The 18,122-nt window shown below is 71.0% G+C and carries 14 protein-coding genes; 1 reads left to right on the forward strand and 13 read right to left on the reverse strand.

Annotated elements, in window-relative coordinates; all coding sequences use genetic code 11:
• Positions 1-339: 339 nt before the first annotated feature.
• The 12 genes from pgi to uvrC all read right to left on the reverse strand — a co-directional run bounded on the left by pgi (position 340) and on the right by uvrC (position 15,952).
• A complete protein-coding gene (gene pgi, locus ACFSL4_RS16960) occupies positions 340-1,992 on the reverse strand; it encodes a glucose-6-phosphate isomerase (RefSeq protein WP_381083345.1) in 1,653 nt (550 codons plus the stop codon).
• A gap of 71 nt (positions 1,993-2,063) precedes the next feature.
• Positions 2,064-3,332: an MFS transporter gene (locus ACFSL4_RS16965; RefSeq protein WP_381083347.1), complete on the reverse strand. Its 1,269-nt coding sequence runs from the start codon at positions 3,330-3,332 to the stop codon at positions 2,064-2,066.
• Positions 3,333-3,462: 130 nt separating this feature from the next.
• Entirely contained in the window at positions 3,463-3,798 is a 336-nt protein-coding gene (locus ACFSL4_RS16970; protein ID WP_078066843.1) for an RNA polymerase-binding protein RbpA, read from the reverse strand.
• A gap of 212 nt (positions 3,799-4,010) precedes the next feature.
• Positions 4,011-4,247, reverse strand: coding sequence for a preprotein translocase subunit SecG (gene secG, locus ACFSL4_RS16975; RefSeq protein WP_381083350.1), 237 nt, complete (start codon positions 4,245-4,247; stop codon positions 4,011-4,013).
• A 121-nt stretch (positions 4,248-4,368) separates the two neighbouring features.
• Positions 4,369-5,145: a triose-phosphate isomerase gene (gene tpiA / locus ACFSL4_RS16980; protein ID WP_381083352.1), complete on the reverse strand. Its 777-nt coding sequence runs from the start codon at positions 5,143-5,145 to the stop codon at positions 4,369-4,371.
• A gap of 6 nt (positions 5,146-5,151) precedes the next feature.
• Positions 5,152-6,363, reverse strand: coding sequence for a phosphoglycerate kinase (locus ACFSL4_RS16985; RefSeq protein ID WP_381083354.1), 1,212 nt, complete (start codon positions 6,361-6,363; stop codon positions 5,152-5,154).
• Between the two features lie 151 nt (positions 6,364-6,514).
• On the reverse strand, positions 6,515-7,522 hold the full coding sequence (gene gap / locus ACFSL4_RS16990; protein ID WP_381083356.1) for a type I glyceraldehyde-3-phosphate dehydrogenase: 1,008 nt from the start codon (positions 7,520-7,522) through the stop codon (positions 6,515-6,517).
• Positions 7,523-7,779: 257 nt separating this feature from the next.
• Positions 7,780-10,740, reverse strand: coding sequence for a M14 family metallopeptidase (locus ACFSL4_RS16995; protein WP_381083358.1), 2,961 nt, complete (start codon positions 10,738-10,740; stop codon positions 7,780-7,782).
• Positions 10,741-10,888: 148 nt separating this feature from the next.
• Positions 10,889-11,878: a DNA-binding protein WhiA gene (whiA, locus tag ACFSL4_RS17000; RefSeq protein WP_381083360.1), complete on the reverse strand. Its 990-nt coding sequence runs from the start codon at positions 11,876-11,878 to the stop codon at positions 10,889-10,891.
• Positions 11,869-12,912: a gluconeogenesis factor YvcK family protein gene (locus ACFSL4_RS17005; protein WP_381083362.1), complete on the reverse strand. Its 1,044-nt coding sequence runs from the start codon at positions 12,910-12,912 to the stop codon at positions 11,869-11,871. Before ACFSL4_RS17005 ends, whiA begins: the two co-directional genes overlap by 10 nt.
• Positions 12,909-13,922: an RNase adapter RapZ gene (gene rapZ / locus ACFSL4_RS17010; RefSeq protein ID WP_381083364.1), complete on the reverse strand. Its 1,014-nt coding sequence runs from the start codon at positions 13,920-13,922 to the stop codon at positions 12,909-12,911. Before rapZ ends, ACFSL4_RS17005 begins: the two co-directional genes overlap by 4 nt.
• A complete protein-coding gene (gene uvrC / locus ACFSL4_RS17015) occupies positions 13,919-15,952 on the reverse strand; it encodes an excinuclease ABC subunit UvrC (protein ID WP_381083366.1) in 2,034 nt (677 codons plus the stop codon). Before uvrC ends, rapZ begins: the two co-directional genes overlap by 4 nt.
• A 685-nt stretch (positions 15,953-16,637) precedes the next feature.
• Here uvrC and ACFSL4_RS17020 point away from each other — a divergent pair.
• Positions 16,638-17,585, forward strand: coding sequence for a hypothetical protein (locus tag ACFSL4_RS17020; protein WP_381083368.1), 948 nt, complete (start codon positions 16,638-16,640; stop codon positions 17,583-17,585).
• An 18-nt stretch (positions 17,586-17,603) separates the two neighbouring features.
• On the opposite strand, the gene ACFSL4_RS17025 is transcribed toward ACFSL4_RS17020, so the two are convergent.
• Entirely contained in the window at positions 17,604-18,029 is a 426-nt protein-coding gene (locus tag ACFSL4_RS17025) for a Rieske (2Fe-2S) protein (RefSeq protein ID WP_381083370.1), read from the reverse strand.
• Positions 18,030-18,122 lie beyond the last annotated feature (93 nt).

Here is an 18,122-nt window from a genome sequence, read left to right on the forward strand (position 1 = left end):
GATCCGGCGGACCCGAGGCCGGCCGCCGCGGATCAGCCGGCGTGGGGGCCGGGGCCGTGCCGTTCTGGGGCAGGTACGGCGGCCGCGGATCGTACGGGACGGTGGCGCCGGGGGCTGCGGATGGCCGTAGGGGGCGCCCTGGCCGTGCGGATGGGCCGGACCCGGCGCGTACGGATTGCCGTACGGCCGCGACCGCACCGGCGCTCGGCGTCAGCCTCTCGCCAAGCCATCGCCCGCGCGGACCGGCCACTTCCGCTCCCCCGTCAGCCGTCGTGATCGCCGGGGAAGTCTACGGAGGCGGACAGCCCCCTGCCGTCCGCCTCCCCCATGCCGTGACCGCTAACGGCCGCGCAGCGCGCGGTACTTGGCGACGAGGGCCTTGGTGGACTCGTCGAGGCCCGGGATGTCGGTGCCATCGGTCAGCGCGGGCTCGATCCGCTTGGCGAGGACCTTGCCGAGTTCGACGCCCCACTGGTCGAAGGAGTCGATGTGCCAGATCGCGCCCTGAACGAACACCTTGTGCTCGTAGAGGGCGATGAGCTGGCCGAGCACCGACGGGGTGAGTTCCCTGGCGAGGATCGTGGTCGTCGGGTGGTTGCCCCTGAACGTCTTGTGCGCCACCAGTTCCTCGGGCACGCCCTCGGCGCGCACCTCGTCCGGGGTCTTGCCGAAGGCCAGCGCCTGGGTCTGGGCGAAGAAGTTGGCCATCAGCAGGTCGTGCTGGGCGACCAGTCCGGGGGCGAGGTCGGCGACCGGTTCGGCGAAGCCGATGAAGTCGGCCGGGATCAGTTTGGTGCCCTGGTGGATGAGCTGGTAATAGGCGTGCTGCCCGTTGGTGCCCGGGGTGCCCCACACCACGGGCCCGGTCTGCCACTCCACCGGGTGCCCGTCGCGGTCCACCGACTTGCCGTTGGACTCCATGTCCAGCTGCTGGAGATAGGCGGTGAACCTGGACAGGTAGTGCGAGTACGGCAGGACGGCGTGCGACTGGGCGTCGTGGAAGTTGCCGTACCAGATGCCCAGCAGGCCCAGCAGCAGCGGCACATTGGACTCGGCGGGCGCGGTGCGGAAGTGCTCGTCGACGATGCGGAAGCCGTCGAGCATCTCCCGGAAGCGGTCGGGGCCGATGGCGATCATCAGAGACAGGCCGATCGCCGAGTCGTACGAGTAGCGGCCGCCCACCCAGTCCCAGAACTCGAACATGTTGTCCGGGTCGATGCCGAACTCGGCGACCTTCCCGGCGTTCGTCGACAGGGCGACGAAGTGCCGGGCGACCGCCTCCTGGCCGGCCTTCAGCTGGTCGAGCAGCCAGGCGCGGGCCGAGGTCGCGTTGGTGATCGTCTCGATCGTCGTGAACGTCTTCGAGGCGATGACGAACAGCGTCTCGGCCGCGTCCAGGTCCCGTACGGCCTCGTACAGGTCGGCGCCGTCCACGTTCGACACGAAACGGACCGTCAGATCGCGGTCGGTGCAGGAGCGCAGCGCCTCGTAGGCCATCGCCGGGCCCAGGTCGGAGCCGCCGATGCCGACGTTGATCACGTTCTTGATGCGCCTGCCGGTGTGCCCGGTCCACTCCCCCGAGCGGATCCGGCCGGCGAAGCCGGCCATCTTGTCGAGCACGGCGTGCACCCGGGGCACGACGTTCTCCCCGTCCACCTCGATCACCGCGTTCCGCGGGGCGCGCAGCGCGGTGTGCAGGACCGCGCGGTTCTCGGTCGTGTTGATCCTGTCACCGCGCAGCATGGCGTCCCGGAGGCCGACGACGTCCCTCGCGGCCGCCAGCTCGCGCAGCAGCCGCAGCGTCTCGTCGGTGACCAGGTGCTTGGAGTAGTCGACGTGGAGGTCCCCGACCTGCAGGACGTACCCGCTGCCACGCCCGGGCTCAGCCGCGAACAGGTCGCGCAGGTGCACCTCGCCGAGTTCCTCGCGGTGCTCGGCCAGAGCGGTCCACTCGGGCGTCCGGTCGAGCCTGGTACGGCTGTCTGCGTTCATCTCGGACTTCAGCCTTCTTCCTCGCCTGTACTGCTGCGTACCTCGCCCCGCTGCCGACCCAACCTAGTTGATCAGGGCGTGGGGCGACCCGTCGTCGCGCCGGCCCGCGGCGCACCCACAGGTACGTCCGGCTCGCGCGCGGTTATCAACGAGGTGACGGCGAGTGCGAAGAGGACGGCCGTCAGCAGCGCGGGCCCGTTGAGCCCGTACATCCGCGCCACGGCCCCGCCGAGGAGGGCGCCGAGCGGGGCTCCCGAGGTCGAGGCGGTGCGGAACGCGGAGGCGATGCGGCCCACCATGGAGGCGGGGCTGCGGCTCTGCATCAGTGTGATCTGGTTGACGTTCCACACCATGCCCATGGCGCCCAGCAGCAGCATGCCCGCCAGCAGCGCGCCGAGGTGCCGCACGGTTCCCATGAGCAGCAGGGACGACGTCTGGACGCTCCCGGCCACGAGCAGGGCGCGGGCCCGTCCGGTACGGCGTGCGATCCGCTGGGCCAGGAAGCCGCCGGCGAGGCTGCCCGCCGCGTACGCCGTCATCGCGGCCGCGTATCCCGCGCTGCCCGCGTGCAGCCAGCCCGTCACCTGCAGCACCAGCGTCCCGATCAGGGCACCCATCCCGATGTTGCACAGCAGGGTGGCGGCGCACACCGCCCGCAGCACCCGGTCGCGCCGCAGCGCCCGCAGCCCGTCGCCGATCTCGGCCCGGAGGGTGCTGCCGGCCGGGCTCGGCTCCCGCTCGGGCGGTCGTGTCCGCAGGGAGGCCACGAGGGCGGCGGCCAGCAGGTACGTACCGGCGTCGGCCGCGAACGGCATGTACGCCCCGGCCGCCAGCAGCAGCGGCACACAAGGGCCCGCGAGCAGGCCGCCCGCGACCTGCTGCCCGGTCATCAGCCGGGCATTGGCGCCGCCCAGGGCCTCAGGGTCCACCAGGGAGGGCAGCAGCGCCGTGGAGGCGTTGTCGAAGAGCGTCTGGAGGCTGGTGAGCGAGAAGGCCAGGGCGAGCAGCAGCGGGACCGACGCGTGCCCCAGCGCGACGGCCAGCGCGAAACAGGCCACGACCAGGCCGCGCACGGTGTCCACGGCCCACATCGCCCGCCGCTGGTCGACCCGGTCCGCCACGGCCCCGCCGAGCAGACCGAAGAGCAGCCAGGGGACGTAGCCGCAGGCGGTGACGGAGGCGACGGCGAGCGGGTCGTCCGTGAGGCGTACGGCGAGCAGGGGCAGCGCGGCGGTCCGTAAGGCGTCCCCGAACCGGGAGACCACGGCGGCGGTCCACAGCCGCCCGAATCCCCCGCGCCACCCGGGCGCACGGACACCCACGGTCTCGATCGTCGCCACGGCTCCCCCTCACGATGCGTCGATGCACACCGTAGGGGGCGGCACTGACAGTCGGCGCGAAGCGGCCGTCATCGGGCCCGGAAAGCGGCTGCGGCCAGCCACCCTTCGGTGTCCGGCCGGATCGCAACGTCTAGATTTCGCCCCGCAGTTTGGCGAGCGCCTCCGCGAGGATCGCCTCGCCGTCCGCGTCGCTGCGCCGCTCCCGCACATAGGCGAGGTGCGTCTTGTAGGGCTCGGTGCGCGGAGGGTCCGGCGGGTTGTCCCGGTCCTGTCCGGCCGGAAAGCCGCAGCGCGGGCAGTCCCAGGTGTCGGGAACCTGCGCGTCGCTGGCGAAGCTCGGCTGCGTCTCGTGCCCGTTGGAGCACCAGAAGGAGACGCGCAGACGCGGCGCGGACTCGCCGCGCTCGGCCTCGCCCATCGGCCCCGCCCCGACCCGGCTTCCTCGGATCGCGTTGCCACTTGCCACGGTCGTAACTCCCTGCGTAATGGTGCCGCGAAGCGAGTCGGCGTTTCGTTTCGCTGCGAGCGCATCAGTCTACGTAAGGCCCAACGCGCGTCCAGTGATGGGAGTTACCCCCGCCCCCAGACGCACGCCCCATGATAGGCCGCGTCCGAAGACCCGTACCGAACATGGGGCGCCACGTACTCAATGTGAGGTTTGCCGTGATACGGCAGACCCTACTTGTTGATCTTCATCAGAATGCCGAGCACCACGATGCACGCAAACCAGAGCAGACCGACCACGATGGTGATCCGGTCGAGGTTGCGCTCGGCGACCGAGGAGCCGCCGACGGAGGACTGCATGCCGCCACCGAACATGTCGGAGAGGCCGCCGCCCTTCCCCTTGTGCATCAGCACGAGCAGCATCAGCAGCAGGCTGAAGACGATCAGGGCGATCGAGAACCCCAAAACCACGGCTGGACCAACTTCCTCGGAGTCGGATGGACGACGGGGCCGGACCTCTTGTTGAAACTTCACGTTCCACGGGCTGAGTACCGGCCCCGCAAGAGTACGACGTATCGCGCCTACGTCACACTCACTGATCGCGGAAGCGGACGATCCTGACGAACTCGTCGGCATCCAGTGAGGCGCCGCCGACCAGGGCACCGTCGATGTCCGGCTTGGCCATGATCTCGGCGACGTTCCCGGCCTTCACCGAGCCGCCGTACTGGATCCGGACCTTGTCGGCCACGTCCTGTGTGTACAGCTCGGCGATCTTGCCTCGGACGGCCGCACAGACCTCCTGCGCGTCGTCGGCACCGCAGACCTTGCCGGTGCCGATGGCCCAGACGGGCTCGTACGCGATCACGATCGACTCGACCTGCTCGGCCGGCAGGTCCTTCAGACCGCCCTCGACCTGGGCGAGCGTGTGCGTGACGTGGTTGCCCGCGTCGCGGACCTCCAGTTCCTCGCCCACGCACATGATCGGGGTCAGGCCGTGTTTGAAGGCGGCCTTGACCTTGGCGTTCACGAGCTCGTCGGTCTCCCGGTGGTACTGCCGCCGCTCGGAGTGCCCGATGACCACATACGTGCACTTCAGCTTGGCCAGCAGCGGGCCGGAGATCTCGCCGGTGTAGGCGCCGGAGTCGTGCGCCGAGAGGTCCTGGGCGCCGTACTTGATCCTGAGCTTGTCGCCGTCGACCAGGGTCTGCACGGAGCGCAGGTCGGTGAAGGGCGGCAGGACGGCGACCTCGACGGCCTCGTAGTCCTTGTCCGCCAGGGCGAAGGCGAGCTTCTGGACGTGGGCGATGGCCTCGAGGTGGTTGAGGTTCATCTTCCAGTTGCCCGCCATCAGCGGCATGCGAGTGCTCATCGAGGTTCAGTCCTCCAGTGCGGCGAGGCCGGGGAGCGTCTTGCCCTCGAGGTATTCGAGGGAGGCGCCACCGCCGGTCGAGATGTGGCCGAATGCCGACTCGTCGAAGCCCAGGATGCGGACGGCCGCGGCGGAGTCGCCGCCGCCGACCACGGTGTAGCCCGGGGAGTCGACGAGCGCCTGGGCGACGGCCCTGGTGCCCTCGGCGTAGTCGGGGTGCTCGAAGACGCCCATGGGACCGTTCCAGAAGACGGTGGCCGCGTCGGCGAGCTTCGAGGCGTACAGCTTGCGGGTCTCCGGACCGATGTCCAGGCCCTCCTGGTCGGCCGGAATGGAGTCGGCGGCAACCACCGTCGGGTGCGCCGGGGCCTTGGCCCTCAGGTCCGGGAAGTCGTGCGAGACCAGCGCGTCGACGGGCAGCACCAGCTCGACGCCGGTCTTCTCGGCCCGCGCGATGTACTCGGTGACGGCCGGGATCTGGTCCTCCTGGAGAAGGGACCTGCCGACCTCGTAGCCCTTGGCCTTGAGGAAGGTGTAGGCCATGCCGCCGCCGATGAGCAGCCGGTCCGCCTTGCCGAGCAGCTCGTCGATGACGGCCAGCTTGTCGGAGACCTTGGCGCCGCCCAGCGCGACGACGTACGGCCGCCGGACGTCCTCGGTGAGCTTCTTCAGTACGCCGACCTCGGTGGCGATGAGGGAGCCGACGTAGTGCGGCAGACGGGCCGGCAGATCGTACACGGAGGCGTGCTTGCGGTGCACGGCGCCGAAGCCGTCGCCCACGTACACGTCGGCGAGGGCGGCGAGCCGGCCGGCGAACTCGCCGCGCTCGGCGTCGTCCTTGGAGGTCTCGCCGGGGTTGAAGCGCAGGTTCTCGATGACCGCGACCTGGCCGGGCCGCAGGCCGTCCACGGCGTCGTGGGCGGCGGGGCCGACGGTGTCCTGGGCGAACGCCACGGGCGCGCCCAGCAGTTCACCGAGGCGTTCGGCGGCCGGCCGCAGCGAGAAGGCCGGGTCCGGGGCGCCCTTGGGGCGGCCCAGGTGCGAGGCCACGATCACCCTCGCGCCCGCGTCGGCGAGGGCCTTCACGGTGGGCAGGACCGCGCGGATACGGCCGTCGTCGGTGATGGCGCCGTCCGCCAGCGGGACGTTCAGGTCGGCGCGGACGAAGACCCGCTTGGTGTCCACTCCTTCGGAGAGGAGTTCGTCGATCGTCTTCATAAGGGTTGCTCCAGGGGAAGGGCTCTTGATCGTACGAGGGCCGATCGGTCGGCACGCGAGCCGGGGCTCGCTGTACGCGAGTCAGGGCCCGGGCGGCGCGACGGTGCGCTGCCCGAGCCCTGTTCTCACATCGACGTGCCTGTTTCGGCGATCAGAGCTGGCTGCCGACGAAGACGGTCAGGTCGACGAGGCGGTTGGAGTAGCCCCACTCGTTGTCGTACCAGCCGATGACCTTCACGTTCTTGCCCTCCTGGACCATGGTCAGGGAGGAGTCGAAGGTGCAGGACACCGGGGCGCTGACGATGTCGGAGGACACGATCGGGTCCTCGGTGTAGTCGAGGAGGCCCTTGAGCTCACCCTCGGCGGCCTTCTGGAAGGCGGCGTTGACCTCTTCCTTGGTGACCTCACGGCTGAGCTCGACGACCAGGTCGGTGACGGAGCCGGTCGGGACCGGGACGCGCATGGCGATGCCGTCCAGCTTGCCCTTGAGCTGCGGCAGGACCAGGGCGGTGGCCTTCGCGGCACCGGTGGTGGTCGGAATGATGTTCTCGGCCGCGGCACGCGCCCGGCGCAGGTCCTTGTGCGGGAAGTCCAGGATGCGCTGGTCGTTCGTGTACGCGTGCACCGTGGTCATCAGGCCCTTGACGATGCCGAAGTTCTCGTCGAGCACCTTCGCCATCGGCGCCACGCAGTTGGTGGTGCAGGAGGCGTTGGAGATGACGTGGTGGTTCGCCGGGTCGTACTGGTCCTGGTTGACACCCATGACGATGGTGACGTCCTCATCCTTGGCCGGAGCCGAGATGATGACCTTCTTCGCACCACCGGCGAGGTGCTTGGCGGCGTCGTCCTTCTTCGTGAAGATGCCCGTCGACTCGATGACGATGTCGACGCCCAGCTCACCCCACGGGATGTCGGCGGGGTTGCGCTCGGAGAGGACCTTGATGGTCTTGCCGTCGACGGTGATCGTGTCGGCGGTGTGGGAGACCTCCTGCTTGAGGCGGCCAAGGATCGTGTCGTACTTCAGCAGGTGAGCGGTGGTCGCGGTGTCACCGAGGTCGTTGACAGCCACGATCTCGATGTCTGCACCCTGTTCCAGCAGCGCGCGGAAGTAGTTACGACCGATGCGGCCGAAGCCGTTGATGCCTACGCGGATCGTCACGAACCGATCTCCTCGTTGGTACGCCGGCTGTCGACGCCGGCGAGCTGGATGTGATGTCCCCGACCGCCTACGACCCTACCCCGCTGAGGCCCCCGAAGTGACATCCATACGGCCCGTACCCGGCAGTGCGGCCCGTACCCACCGGTAGGGGTACGGACCGCCCGGGCCCAACGGCCCCATCACTCCTTCCGCCCGGGTCCAACGACCCCATCACTCCTTCCGGCGACAGGGAGCCACCCGCCGTTGACCGCCCGGGGTCAGCCGCCGAGCGCGGCGAGCGCCTTCCGGACCAGTGCCGACCGGTCGGCCGCCGAGGCGGCCTGCTCCAGTCCGAAGCCCAGCAGCACGGTGCGGTCCGTGGTGACCGCACCGTAGGTCGTGAACAACTCCCTTGTGCGTGAGAAGTCCTTGAGGACGGCCGGGCTCCCCGCGGGCGGCCCGGCCACGCTCCACGCGCCCAGGGACGCCTCGAAGCCCTCGGTCTCCGTGGCCGTGCCGCCGACGACGAGGGAGGCGTCGTCGACGAGGAGGCCGTGGCCGCCGGTGCCCGGGTCGGTGATGCAGCTCAGCGAGATCTCGGCCTTCTTCCCCGCGTACGCGCTCAGGTCGAAGTTCACCTGCTGCCAGCCGTCCGAGGCACCGGTGAGGCTGTGCCAGGCGCCGGTGGTGCCGGTCGCGGCGCAGCCGCTCGCCGCCACGGTCAGGTAGTGCTTGAGCCAGGGGTGTTCGCCGATGAGGAATTGGGCCTCGCAGTCCGTCGGCACGGCGTCCCGGGTGGCGCCGCCGGCCTCCGGCAGCGTGGTCCAGTCGTCGGCCCCGGCCGTGTGGGCCTCCACCACGGCGTGGTCGTATCCGGGCTCGGTGTCCCACAGCAGCTGGGCGCGCAGCGTGGGCTTGTCGGCCGCGCTCACCCGGGTGAGGTCGATCGTGCGGGTGAGCCGCTTGTAGGCGTTGTCGGTGTGCGCGGCCGCGGCCATGTACGAGCCCGCGTAGGGCTCGTACGGGTTGGCCGTCCCGGTGAACCGGCCCGCCCCCGCGCTCGCGAACTGGGGGTACGTGCCGACGGCCAGCTCGTCCGAGGTCACGCCGTAGGAGCCCGCCTTGTCCAGCGGGTTGCCGGGCGCGCCGGCCAGCACCGCGGTGAGGCCGTCGAGCCCGCCGGACCCGGTGAAGCCGGTGGCCCCCAGGGTCGACGTGCGCGAGTAGGCGCCCAGGTAGTACTGGCCGAAGTCGTCCGAGGGGGTGCCGTCGCCGAGGTCGACGCTGCCGCCGGCCTGCTCCCCCGCCTCGATCAGGCGGCCGCCCTCGTTGAGGAAGGCGCGCAGCTGGAGTTGGGTGGGGTTGCCGGGACCGTTCACGCCCGAGTAGTGGACGACGGTCCTGAAGTGGTCGAGCACCCCGAGCGCGTCGGGCGCGCCCTGGGTGGCGACGTCCCAGACGGCGGCTCTGCGGCCGGCCGCCCTCAGGGCGTCGACGTAGGTCTGCGCCCACGCGGCCTCGGCACCCTCCTCGGCGACCACCAGGGTGTCGGCCGCGGGCCGCTCGGCCACGGTGTAGGTGAAGTGAGCACTGGAGGTCGCCCCGCCGCTCCGGGTGCGGCCCGTGAACCAGACCTCCACCCTGTCGCCCGGGTCGGCCCCCTCGACCGCGGCACGGTACTCGTCGAAGTAGAGGTTGTCGCCACCCCCGTACGTCGTGCCGCCCTTCCAGGGCCTGAGCGTCCGCTCTCGGACGGGGCCGCCGTCGATCCGGTACCGGAGCCCCTTGTGGCGTAGCGACTTGCGCGCGACGACCGAGACCTCCTGGTCCGCCCCGCGCGCGTACGACGCCGGGAACGCGGCCGGGGTGAAGTCCGGCGCGTCGATGCCGACCGGGGAGGACGGCCGGTCGGGGTGGGACGCCGTCTCGGCGACGGAGAGGGCGAACGGGATGTTCTTCTCGAACTCCCGCTCGATCAGCTTCTCGTCGTCGGGGAAGTTGAAGACCGACTGGCAGTCGGCCGCGTTCCAGGCGTCGTTCGGGTCGCTGTCCGAGGCGGTCTGACAGGTCGACATCTCGGGCGTGAACATCGCCATGCCGTTGACGTTCGACGCGTGGCCGTCGGCCTCACCGTTGGTGGTGTACAGCTCCGAGGAGACCTGGGAGTGATAGCCGGGAACGGCCGGGTTGTCGGGGGTGCCGGCGAGAGCCTCGTAGAGCACGTCGTCCGGGGTCGGCGTGGCGACCTGCCAGCCGACGCCGTAGAGCAGGAGTTCGGCGGCGGAGTGGTAGTTGATGCCGTACGTGAACCCGATGCGCTTCTCCAGGTTGTCGAGCGCCCGGGTCTCCGGCTCCGACTCCGGGCCGGGCCCTCTATAGGTCTCGCTGGTGGGGAGCGGAGAGGAACCCTCGTCGTCGTAGCCCCACTTGTAGGCGAAGTTGCGGTTGAGGTCGACGCCGTCGGCGACGGTGATGGCGCCGTCGCCGTCGACGTCGCGCAGGTTCTTGCGCCACAGACGGGTGCCGGCGCCCTTGAAGGTGTAGTCGTAGCCGTCCGGGTTGGCCGAGAGGACGAACCACAGCTCGGTCGAGTCGACGATCTTCTTGATGCGCCGGTCGGTGGCGTAGTGGTCCAGGTAGTGGTGCATCAGCCGGCGGGTCATCTCCGGCGTGATCCACTCACGGGCGTGCTGGTTGGACACGTACAGCACGGAGGGCTTGGAACCGTCCCCCGAGGTCCGCGCGTTCCTGGTCAGTTTGATTGCGAGGATGTCCTGGCCGTCGACGGTCCTGCCGATGGAGACGACGGTGAGGCCGGGGTGGGCCCTGCCGGTCCGGACGATCTCCTCCTTCAGGCCGCCCTTTGCGCCGTATGGACGGAACACTCCCTGGGCCGCGTTCGTGACCCGCCTCTCGGCCCGGGCCGAGAGGGTGCGCTCGGTGAGGGCGACACCCTGCTTCTGGAGCTTCTGGGCCTGCGGGCCGGTCAGATAGGCCTCGACGGCTGTCCTGCCGCTGCCGGTCACCTGCGCGCCGAGTTCAGTTGCGTCCTGTCCGGCCTCGAACAGCAGGGGTAACTGCTTCCGGGTGACCTCCGCGCGGAAGACCCTGACTTCCGTGTCCCCGTCCGCGGCGGGCCGGGCGGAACCGCCCGTCTGCGCCTGGGCGACGGGCAGCGAACCCGCCCCGCCGAGCAGGAGCGCGCCGACAGCGAGGATCGATCTCGCTCCGTGCCTCATGGCCCCCCTAGCGGTGATTCGCCACGACGGCGAGCAAATGCCAGGTTCATGACGATTCATGATCGGGTCAAGGTCGCTCCATGGACGGCGCAACGCCGGTGCGATGCTCCATATGAGCGTCCGCACCGGCGTATTGAGACCTCCTGCCTCACCCCGCCAGGTTGTCCGCCATCTCCTCCGTGAGGTTGGACTCCGTACCCGGGATACCGAGGTCCGCGGCACGCTTGTCCGCCATCGCCAGCAGTCGGCGGATACGGCCCGCGACCGCGTCCTTGGTCAGCGGCGGATCGGCGAGGGCGCCCAGTTCCTCCAGGGATGCCTGCTTGTGCTCCATCCGCAGGCGCCCCGCGGCCGCGAGGTGCTCGGGCACCTCGTCGCCGAGGATCTCCAGTGCGCGGGCGACCCGCGCGCCGGCGGCGACGGCCGCGCGCGCCGACCGGCGCAGATTGGCGTCGTCGAAGTTGGCGAGGCGGTTGGCCGTGGCGCGGACCTCGCGGCGCATCCGCCGCTCCTCCCAGGCCAGCACGGACTCGTGTGCGCCGAGGCGGGTGAGCAGAGCGCCGATCGCGTCCCCGTCCCGCACCACCACCCGGTCCACGCCCCGTACCTCGCGCGCCTTCGCCGCGATCGACAGGCGGCGGGCGGCGCCGACCAGGGCGAGTGCGGCCTCCGGGCCCGGGCAGGTCACCTCCAGGGAGGACGAGCGGCCCGGTTCCGTCAGCGAGCCGTGCGCCAGGAACGCGCCGCGCCAGGCCGCCTCGGCGTCGCAGGTGGCCCCCGAGACCACCTGCGGGGGCAGGCCGCGGATCGGGCGGCCCCGCCCGTCGACGAGGCCCGTCTGACGGGCCAGCTGGTCACCGCCCGCGACCACGCGCACCACATAGCGGGAGCCGCGGCGCAGACCGCCCGGCGCCATCACGATCAGCTCGGAACCATGCCCGAAGATCTCCAGGATGTCCCGCTTGAGACGCCTGGCCGCCATCGCCGTGTCCAGCTCCGCCTCGATCACGATGCGGCCGCTGACCAGGTGCAGCCCGCCCGCGAACCGCAGGATCGCCGAGACCTCCGACTTTCTGCAGCAGGTCCGCGTGACGGGTAGCCGGGAGATCTCGTCCTTCACCGCTGCCGTCATCGCCATGGGCCGATCCTTCCATGCATCCGAAAAATACGGTCGTACGCGGCGGCCAACAGCTCCGGGTCGTGCCGCGGGGTTCCGTCGGTACGGGCCACCGGCGCCAGCTCGACCGCGGCGCCGAACCGCTGGGCGGCCTCGTTGAGCAAGGCGCGATCGGGCACGGCGGCCTCGTCGGCCAGCACTACGTCCAGGGCGAGTTTAGGGGCGTGTCGTCCCAAAACCTCCAAATGACGCTGCGGGGAGAAGCCCTCGGTCTCTCCGGGCTGCGGGGCGAGGTTCAGGGAGAGTACCCGGCGTGCCTTCGTCTCGGTGAGGGCGTCCAGCAGTTCGGGCACCAGCAGATGCGGAATGACCGAGGAGAACCAGGATCCGGGGCCGAGCACCACCCAGTCGGCGTCCAGGACCGCGGCGACGGCCTCGGGCACGGCGGGCGGGTCGTTCGGCACCAGGTGGACCGACTGCACCTCGCCGCGGGTGAGCGCGACCGTCGCCTGCCCCCGTACGGTGCCGATCTCGTCCGGGTGCTCCGGGTCATGGCCCTTGACGAGCGCCTGGAGCTCCAGGGGGACGGCGGACATGGGCAGGACGCGGCCGTGTGCGCCCAGGAGCCTGCCGACCAGGTCCAGCGCCTGCACATGGTCTCCGAGTTGCTCCCACAGGGCCACGATCAGCAGGTTGCCGACGGCGTGGTCGTGCAGGTCGCCCTGGGACTGGAAGCGGTGCTGGATGACCCTGGACCAGGTCTGGCCCCAGTCGTCGTCCCCGCACAGCGCGGCCAGCGCCTTGCGCAGGTCGCCGGGCGGGAGCACGCCGAGTTCGTCGCGCAGCCGGCCGCTGGAGCCGCCGTCGTCGGCGACGGTGACGACCGCGGTGAGGTCACCGGTGATCCGGCGCAGCGCGGCGAGCGAGGCGGACAGCCCCATGCCGCCGCCGAGGGCGACCACCTTCGGCTGGGCGCCGCGGCGGCGCGCCCGGCCGCCGCGGCCCTCGGGCACCACCCGGCGCAGCCTGCTCAGCCGCAGAGTACGTCCGGTCACTCGCGCCCCATGTCCCGGTGCACGACCACGGTCTCCACACCTTCGGCGGCCAGGCGGGCGGCGAGCTTCTCGGACATGGCGACGGAGCGGTGCTTGCCACCGGTGCAGCCCACCGCGATGGTCACATAACGCTTGCCCTCTCGGCGGTAGCCGGCTGCGACCAACTGCAGCAGTTCGGCGTAGCGGTCGAGGAACTCCTTGGCGCCCGGCTGGTTGAAGACGTACGCCGCGACCTCCTCGTTGAGTCCGGTGTAGGGGCGCAGCTCCGGCACCCAGTGCGGGTTCGGCAGGAAGCGCATGTCCACGACGAGGTCGGCGTCGACGGGAAGGCCGTACTTGAAGCCGAAGGACATGACGGTGGCCCTCAGCTCCGGCTCCTCCTCGCCGGCGAACTGGGCGTCCATCTTGGCCCGCAGCTCGTGCACGTTGAGGCTGGAGGTGTCGATCACGAGGTCGGCGTCGCCGCGCAGCTCGCGCAGCAGTTCGCGCTCGGCGGCGATGCCGTCGACGATGCGTCCGTCGCCCTGGAGCGGGTGCGGCCGGCGGACGGACTCGAAGCGGCGCACCAGGGCCTCGTCGGAGGACTCCAGGAAGACGATCCGCCGGGTGACGTTCTTCGTCTCCAGGTCGGCCAGGGACTCCCGGAGGTTGTCGAAGAAGCGCCGGCCGCGGACATCGACGACGACCGCGATCCGCGCGACGTTCCCCTGGGAGCGCGCGCCCAGCTCCACCATGGTGGGGATCAGCGCGGGCGGCAGGTTGTCGACGACGAACCAGCCGAGGTCCTCCAGGCACTTGGCGGCCGTCGAACGGCCGGCGCCGGACATGCCGGAGATGATCACCAGCTCGGGGATGGCCGCCTCGGGGACCCCGGCCGTTTCGGTGCCCGTACCCACCTGTGCTCCGTTGTCCTGGGCCGTCTGCTGCCGCGCCCGGTCCTGGTCCGTCTCCGTGCGGGTGGACCGGTCCTGCGCTGTGCGTTCTTCCGCGTGCTGGTCGTGCTCGGTCATGTCTCCTGCCCCCGTCGTTCGTCCGGGGCCCCCGCGGGCACGGGCTCCCCGGGGGAACCCGCCGTCGTCACGGGTTCCTCCTCTTCCATGATCTCTCCAGTCGCCGTGTTCACGGCGGGCGCGGCCGGGGCCGCCTGGGCAAGGGCCACGGCGATCGTCTCGGCCGTCTTGCGGCCGATGCCGGGAACCTCCTGAATCTGGTCGATTGTCGCGGATCGCAGCTTCTTCACCGAGCCGAAGTGCTTGATAAGCGCCCGTTTGCGCGTGTCTCCGAGCCCCGGCACCTCGTCCAGGGGGCTGGACCTCAGGCGCCTGGTCCGCTTGCTGCGCTGATAGGTGATCGCGAAGCGGTGGGCCTCGTCGCGGACGCGCTGCAGCAGATAGAGGCCCTCGCTGGTGCGGGGCAGCACCACCGGGTCGTCCTCGCCGGGCAGCCAGACCTCCTCCAGCCGCTTGGCGAGGCCGCACACGGCGATGTCGTCGATGCCGAGCTCGTCCAGGGCCCTCCGGGCGGCCGCGACCTGCGGCTGCCCGCCGTCGACGACGACGAGCTGCGGCGGGTAGGCGAACCGCTTCGGCCGTCCGTCGTCCTCCACGGCCGGCTCACCGTCGGCCCACTCCCCCGTCTTCTCCTTCTCGGCGAGGTAGCGCCTGAAGCGGCGGGTGATCACCTCGTGCATGGACCGGACGTCGTCCTGACCCTCGAAGCCCTTGATCTGGAAGCGGCGGTACTCGCTCTTGCGCTGCAGCCCGTCCTCGAAGACGACCATGGAGGCCACGACGTCCTCACCCTGGAGGTGCGAGATGTCGTAGCACTCGATCCTGAGCGGGGCGCTGTCCAGGCCGAGGGCCCCGGCGATCTCCTCCAGCGCGCGCGAGCGGGTCGTCAGGTCGGAGGCGCGCTTGGTCTTGTGGAGCGCGAGCGCCTGCTGGGCGTTGCGCTGCACCGTCTCCATCAGGGCCTTCTTGTCGCCGCGCTGCGGGATGCGCAGCGACACGTTCGACCCGCGGCGGCCGGTGAGCCAGTCCTGGACGGGCTCTATGGGGTCGGGCAGCGCCGGGACGAGGACCTCCTTGGGCACGGAGTCCCCCGTCTCCTCTCCGTACAGCTGCTGGAGGGCGTGCTCGACGAGGGCGGCGGCGGTGACGTCCTCCACCTTGTCGGTGACCCAGCCGCGCTGGCCGCGCACGCGTCCGCCGCGCACATGGAAGATCTGCACGGCCGCCTCCAGCTCGTCCTCGGCGACGGCGACGAGGTCGGCGTCGGTCGCGTCGGTGAGCACGACCGCGCTCTTCTCCATGGCCTTCTTCAGTGCCTCGATGTCGTCACGCAGGCGGGCGGCCCGCTCGTACTCCATCTCCCCGGCCGCCTGCATCATCTGCTTCTCCAGACGACGGAGATACGTCCCCGTGCGGCCCGCCATGAAGTCGCAGAAGTCCTCGGCCAGTTCGCGGTGGTCCTCGGGCGGGATCCGGCCGACGCAGGGCGCGGAGCACTTGCCGATGTAGCCGAGCAGGCAGGGGCGGCCGGTGCGCGCGGCGTTCTTGAAGACGCCGGCCGAGCAGGTGCGCACCGGGAAGACGCGCAGCAGCAGGTCGACCGTGTCGCGGATCGCCCAGGCGTGCCCGTACGGCCCGAAGTAGCGCACGCCCTTGCGCTTCTGGCCGCGCATCACCTGCACACGCGGGAACTCCTCGTTCATCGTCACCGCGAGGTACGGGTAGCTCTTGTCGTCGCGGTACTTGACGTTGAACCGGGGGTCGAACTCCTTGATCCAGGTGTACTCCAGCTGCAGGGCCTCGACCTCGGTGGACACGACCGTCCACTCCACGGACGCGGCCGTGGTGACCATGGTGCGGGTGCGCGGGTGGAGGTTCGCCAGGTCCTGGAAGTAATTCGCCAGGCGCTGGCGCAGGCTCTTCGCCTTTCCGACGTAGATCACCCGGCGGTGCTCGTCCCGGAACCTGTAGACCCCGGGCGAGTCCGGGATCTCTCCCGGCCTGGGGCGGTAGCTGGAGGGGTCGGCCATGTCTCACACCCTACTGTCGGGAACCGACAGCGCGGCGCGTGTGCGGACAGGGCCCGGCGGGGTCCACGGGGGACGTCGAAGGCGACGTGCGCCGGGGGTCGGGCGGGCAGGCGGGCAGGCGGGCAGGCGGGCAGGCGGGCAGGCGGGCAGGCGGGCAGGCCGCAGCGTGTCCGGCCGGCCCCGGGACCGTGGCACGGAGTCCCTGGCACGGAGTCCCTGGCACGGGGGCCCTGGCACGGGGCCGGCCGGGTACCGGATCTCCGGCGCGGCGGCCGGGTGGGGCCCCGCACCAGGAGGTCCCGGGGCCCGGGTCGCCCGCGGCCCGGCACCGCCCCGGCATCGCCCCGGCACCGCCCCCGTCCGAGCCCGTCCGAGCCCGTCCGGCCCCGCGAGCGCCGAGCACGCGGCCTCCCGGCGCACGTCGCGCGCCCGCGCCCCCGTGGAAGCGCGCGCCCTGCGCGGTCCCGGGCCCCTGCCCCGCGACGGCGATCACCGGGAGTGAAGTCAGGAGGTTGGGCATCAGGTGTTGTCGGGGCTTGGTCAACACGCTTCAATGCGGTGGAACTTCGGGCTGTGACCGGCGAGGTTCGTTTGTGAACGACCCCGCACCCCCCTCGGGCCTCCCGGTGACACTCCATGCCAACGGTCTGACCAGCCGTCGTCAAGATCACAGAAAGGCCCCTGTATGCGGCACGGCACACAGCATGCGGACGTCGTCCCAGCGGAGTTGGAGGAGGCCCTGCGCGGCGGGCCCTTCCACGTCGCGCTGCGCGCCGCCATCGCCGCCCGGGGCCTGCCGCTGCAGCGTGTGCAGCACCATCTGTCGCGGTACGGGGTCAGGGTCGGCGTGACGAGCCTGAGCTACTGGCAGCAAGGTGCCCGCCGCCCGCAGCGGCCGGAGTCCCTACGTGCCGTACGTGCCCTGGAGGAGATCCTCCAGCTTCCGGACGAGTCCCTGATCCGGCTGCTGGCCACAGCCGACAAGCACCCCGGACCGGACCGTCCTCCAGGCCGCTCGTACCGCTCCCTGGTGGAGGCGTCGGGGGTGCTGGAACGGCTCCTCGCCGAGCTGGGGTCCGGTCTCGACGGCGGCCTGCACACGATCGGCCACCACGAGCACGTCCGCATCGGGGCGCGCCGCGAACTGCTGGCCCACGAATCGCACCACATAGTGCGCGCCCACAGGGATGGTGTGGACCGCTATATGGCCGTCCACCACGGCGATCTGGGCTGCGCCCCGGAGCGGATCACCGTGCACGCGACGGAGAACTGCCGCACGGGGCGCGTGCGGTGGCATCACGACACCGGCATCCTGGTCGCCGAGTTCCTCTTCGACACGCGGCTGCGCAACGGCGACACCTTCCTCTTCCGCTACGGCTTCGAGGACGGCACCGCGGGCGCGTCGTGCGAGTACCTGCGCGGGTTCGGTTTCGCGGGCGGCCAGTACGCGCTCCAGGTGCGCTTCGACGAGGAGGCGCTGCCGGTGCGCTGCCACCGGTTCACCCAGCACTCCGCTGCCGCCCCGCGCAGCGGCCGGCAGGAGCTCGCGCTGAGCGGACGCCACCGCTCGGTGCACCTGGTGGAGCCACGGGTGCGGTCGGGGATCGTGGGGATCGGGTGGGAGTGGGAGTGAGCGGTGGCCCGTGAACCGTCAGGCCACGGGGGGACCCGCCACGATCCTGCCGTCCTTCACCTCGACGGACAGCTCCTGCAGCGGCGCGACAGCAGGAGACTGTGTGACCTTGCCCGTGCTGGCGTCGAACCGGCTGCCGTGACAAGGGCAGACGAGCGTCGTGCCCGAGAGTTTGTTGATGGCGCACCCGGCGTGCGTGCACAGCGAGCTGTACGCCTTCAGGGAACCGTCCTCGGCACGGCTGACCACGACGTTCTGGTCCTGGTACAGCTTCGCGCCGCCCTTGGGGACCTCGCTCTCGGCTCCCAGCGTGACCGGCGCGGTGGGCGTGGTGGGCGTCGCGCCGCCCCCCGGCGAACAGGCCGCGAGGCCCAACCCGGCGACCGGGGTGAGAGCGGCCCCGCGAAGGACGGTGCGACGGGTCGCTGAGGGGCGGGTGGACATGAGATCTCCACAGGTCAGAGCCGTGCTCGCCGCAGCGGCGGGCATCTCGAACGATACCGGCAGCGGTCCTTCGCCCTTCCGCCGGGGTCGAGT

Source organism: Streptomyces caeni (assembly GCF_042678285.1).
GTDB lineage: Bacteria > Actinomycetota > Actinomycetes > Streptomycetales > Streptomycetaceae > Streptomyces > Streptomyces caeni.

Bases quoted from the DNA above. Each gene is read 5' to 3' on its own strand.
- pgi (WP_381083345.1), bottom strand. From the start codon at position 1,992: ATGAACGCAGACAGCCGTACCAGGCTCGACCGGACGCCCGAGTGGACC.
- ACFSL4_RS17025 (WP_381083370.1), bottom strand. From the start codon at position 18,029: ATGTCCACCCGCCCCTCAGCGACCCGTCGCACCGTCCTTCGCGGGGCC.
- tpiA (WP_381083352.1), bottom strand. From the start codon at position 5,145: ATGAGCACTCGCATGCCGCTGATGGCGGGCAACTGGAAGATGAACCTC.
- whiA (WP_381083360.1), bottom strand. From the start codon at position 11,878: ATGGCGATGACGGCAGCGGTGAAGGACGAGATCTCCCGGCTACCCGTC.
- ACFSL4_RS16995 (WP_381083358.1), bottom strand. From the start codon at position 10,740: ATGAGGCACGGAGCGAGATCGATCCTCGCTGTCGGCGCGCTCCTGCTC.
- ACFSL4_RS17020 (WP_381083368.1), top strand. From the start codon at position 16,638: ATGCGGCACGGCACACAGCATGCGGACGTCGTCCCAGCGGAGTTGGAG.
- rapZ (WP_381083364.1), bottom strand. From the start codon at position 13,922: ATGACCGAGCACGACCAGCACGCGGAAGAACGCACAGCGCAGGACCGG.
- ACFSL4_RS16985 (WP_381083354.1), bottom strand. From the start codon at position 6,363: ATGAAGACGATCGACGAACTCCTCTCCGAAGGAGTGGACACCAAGCGG.
- uvrC (WP_381083366.1), bottom strand. From the start codon at position 15,952: ATGGCCGACCCCTCCAGCTACCGCCCCAGGCCGGGAGAGATCCCGGAC.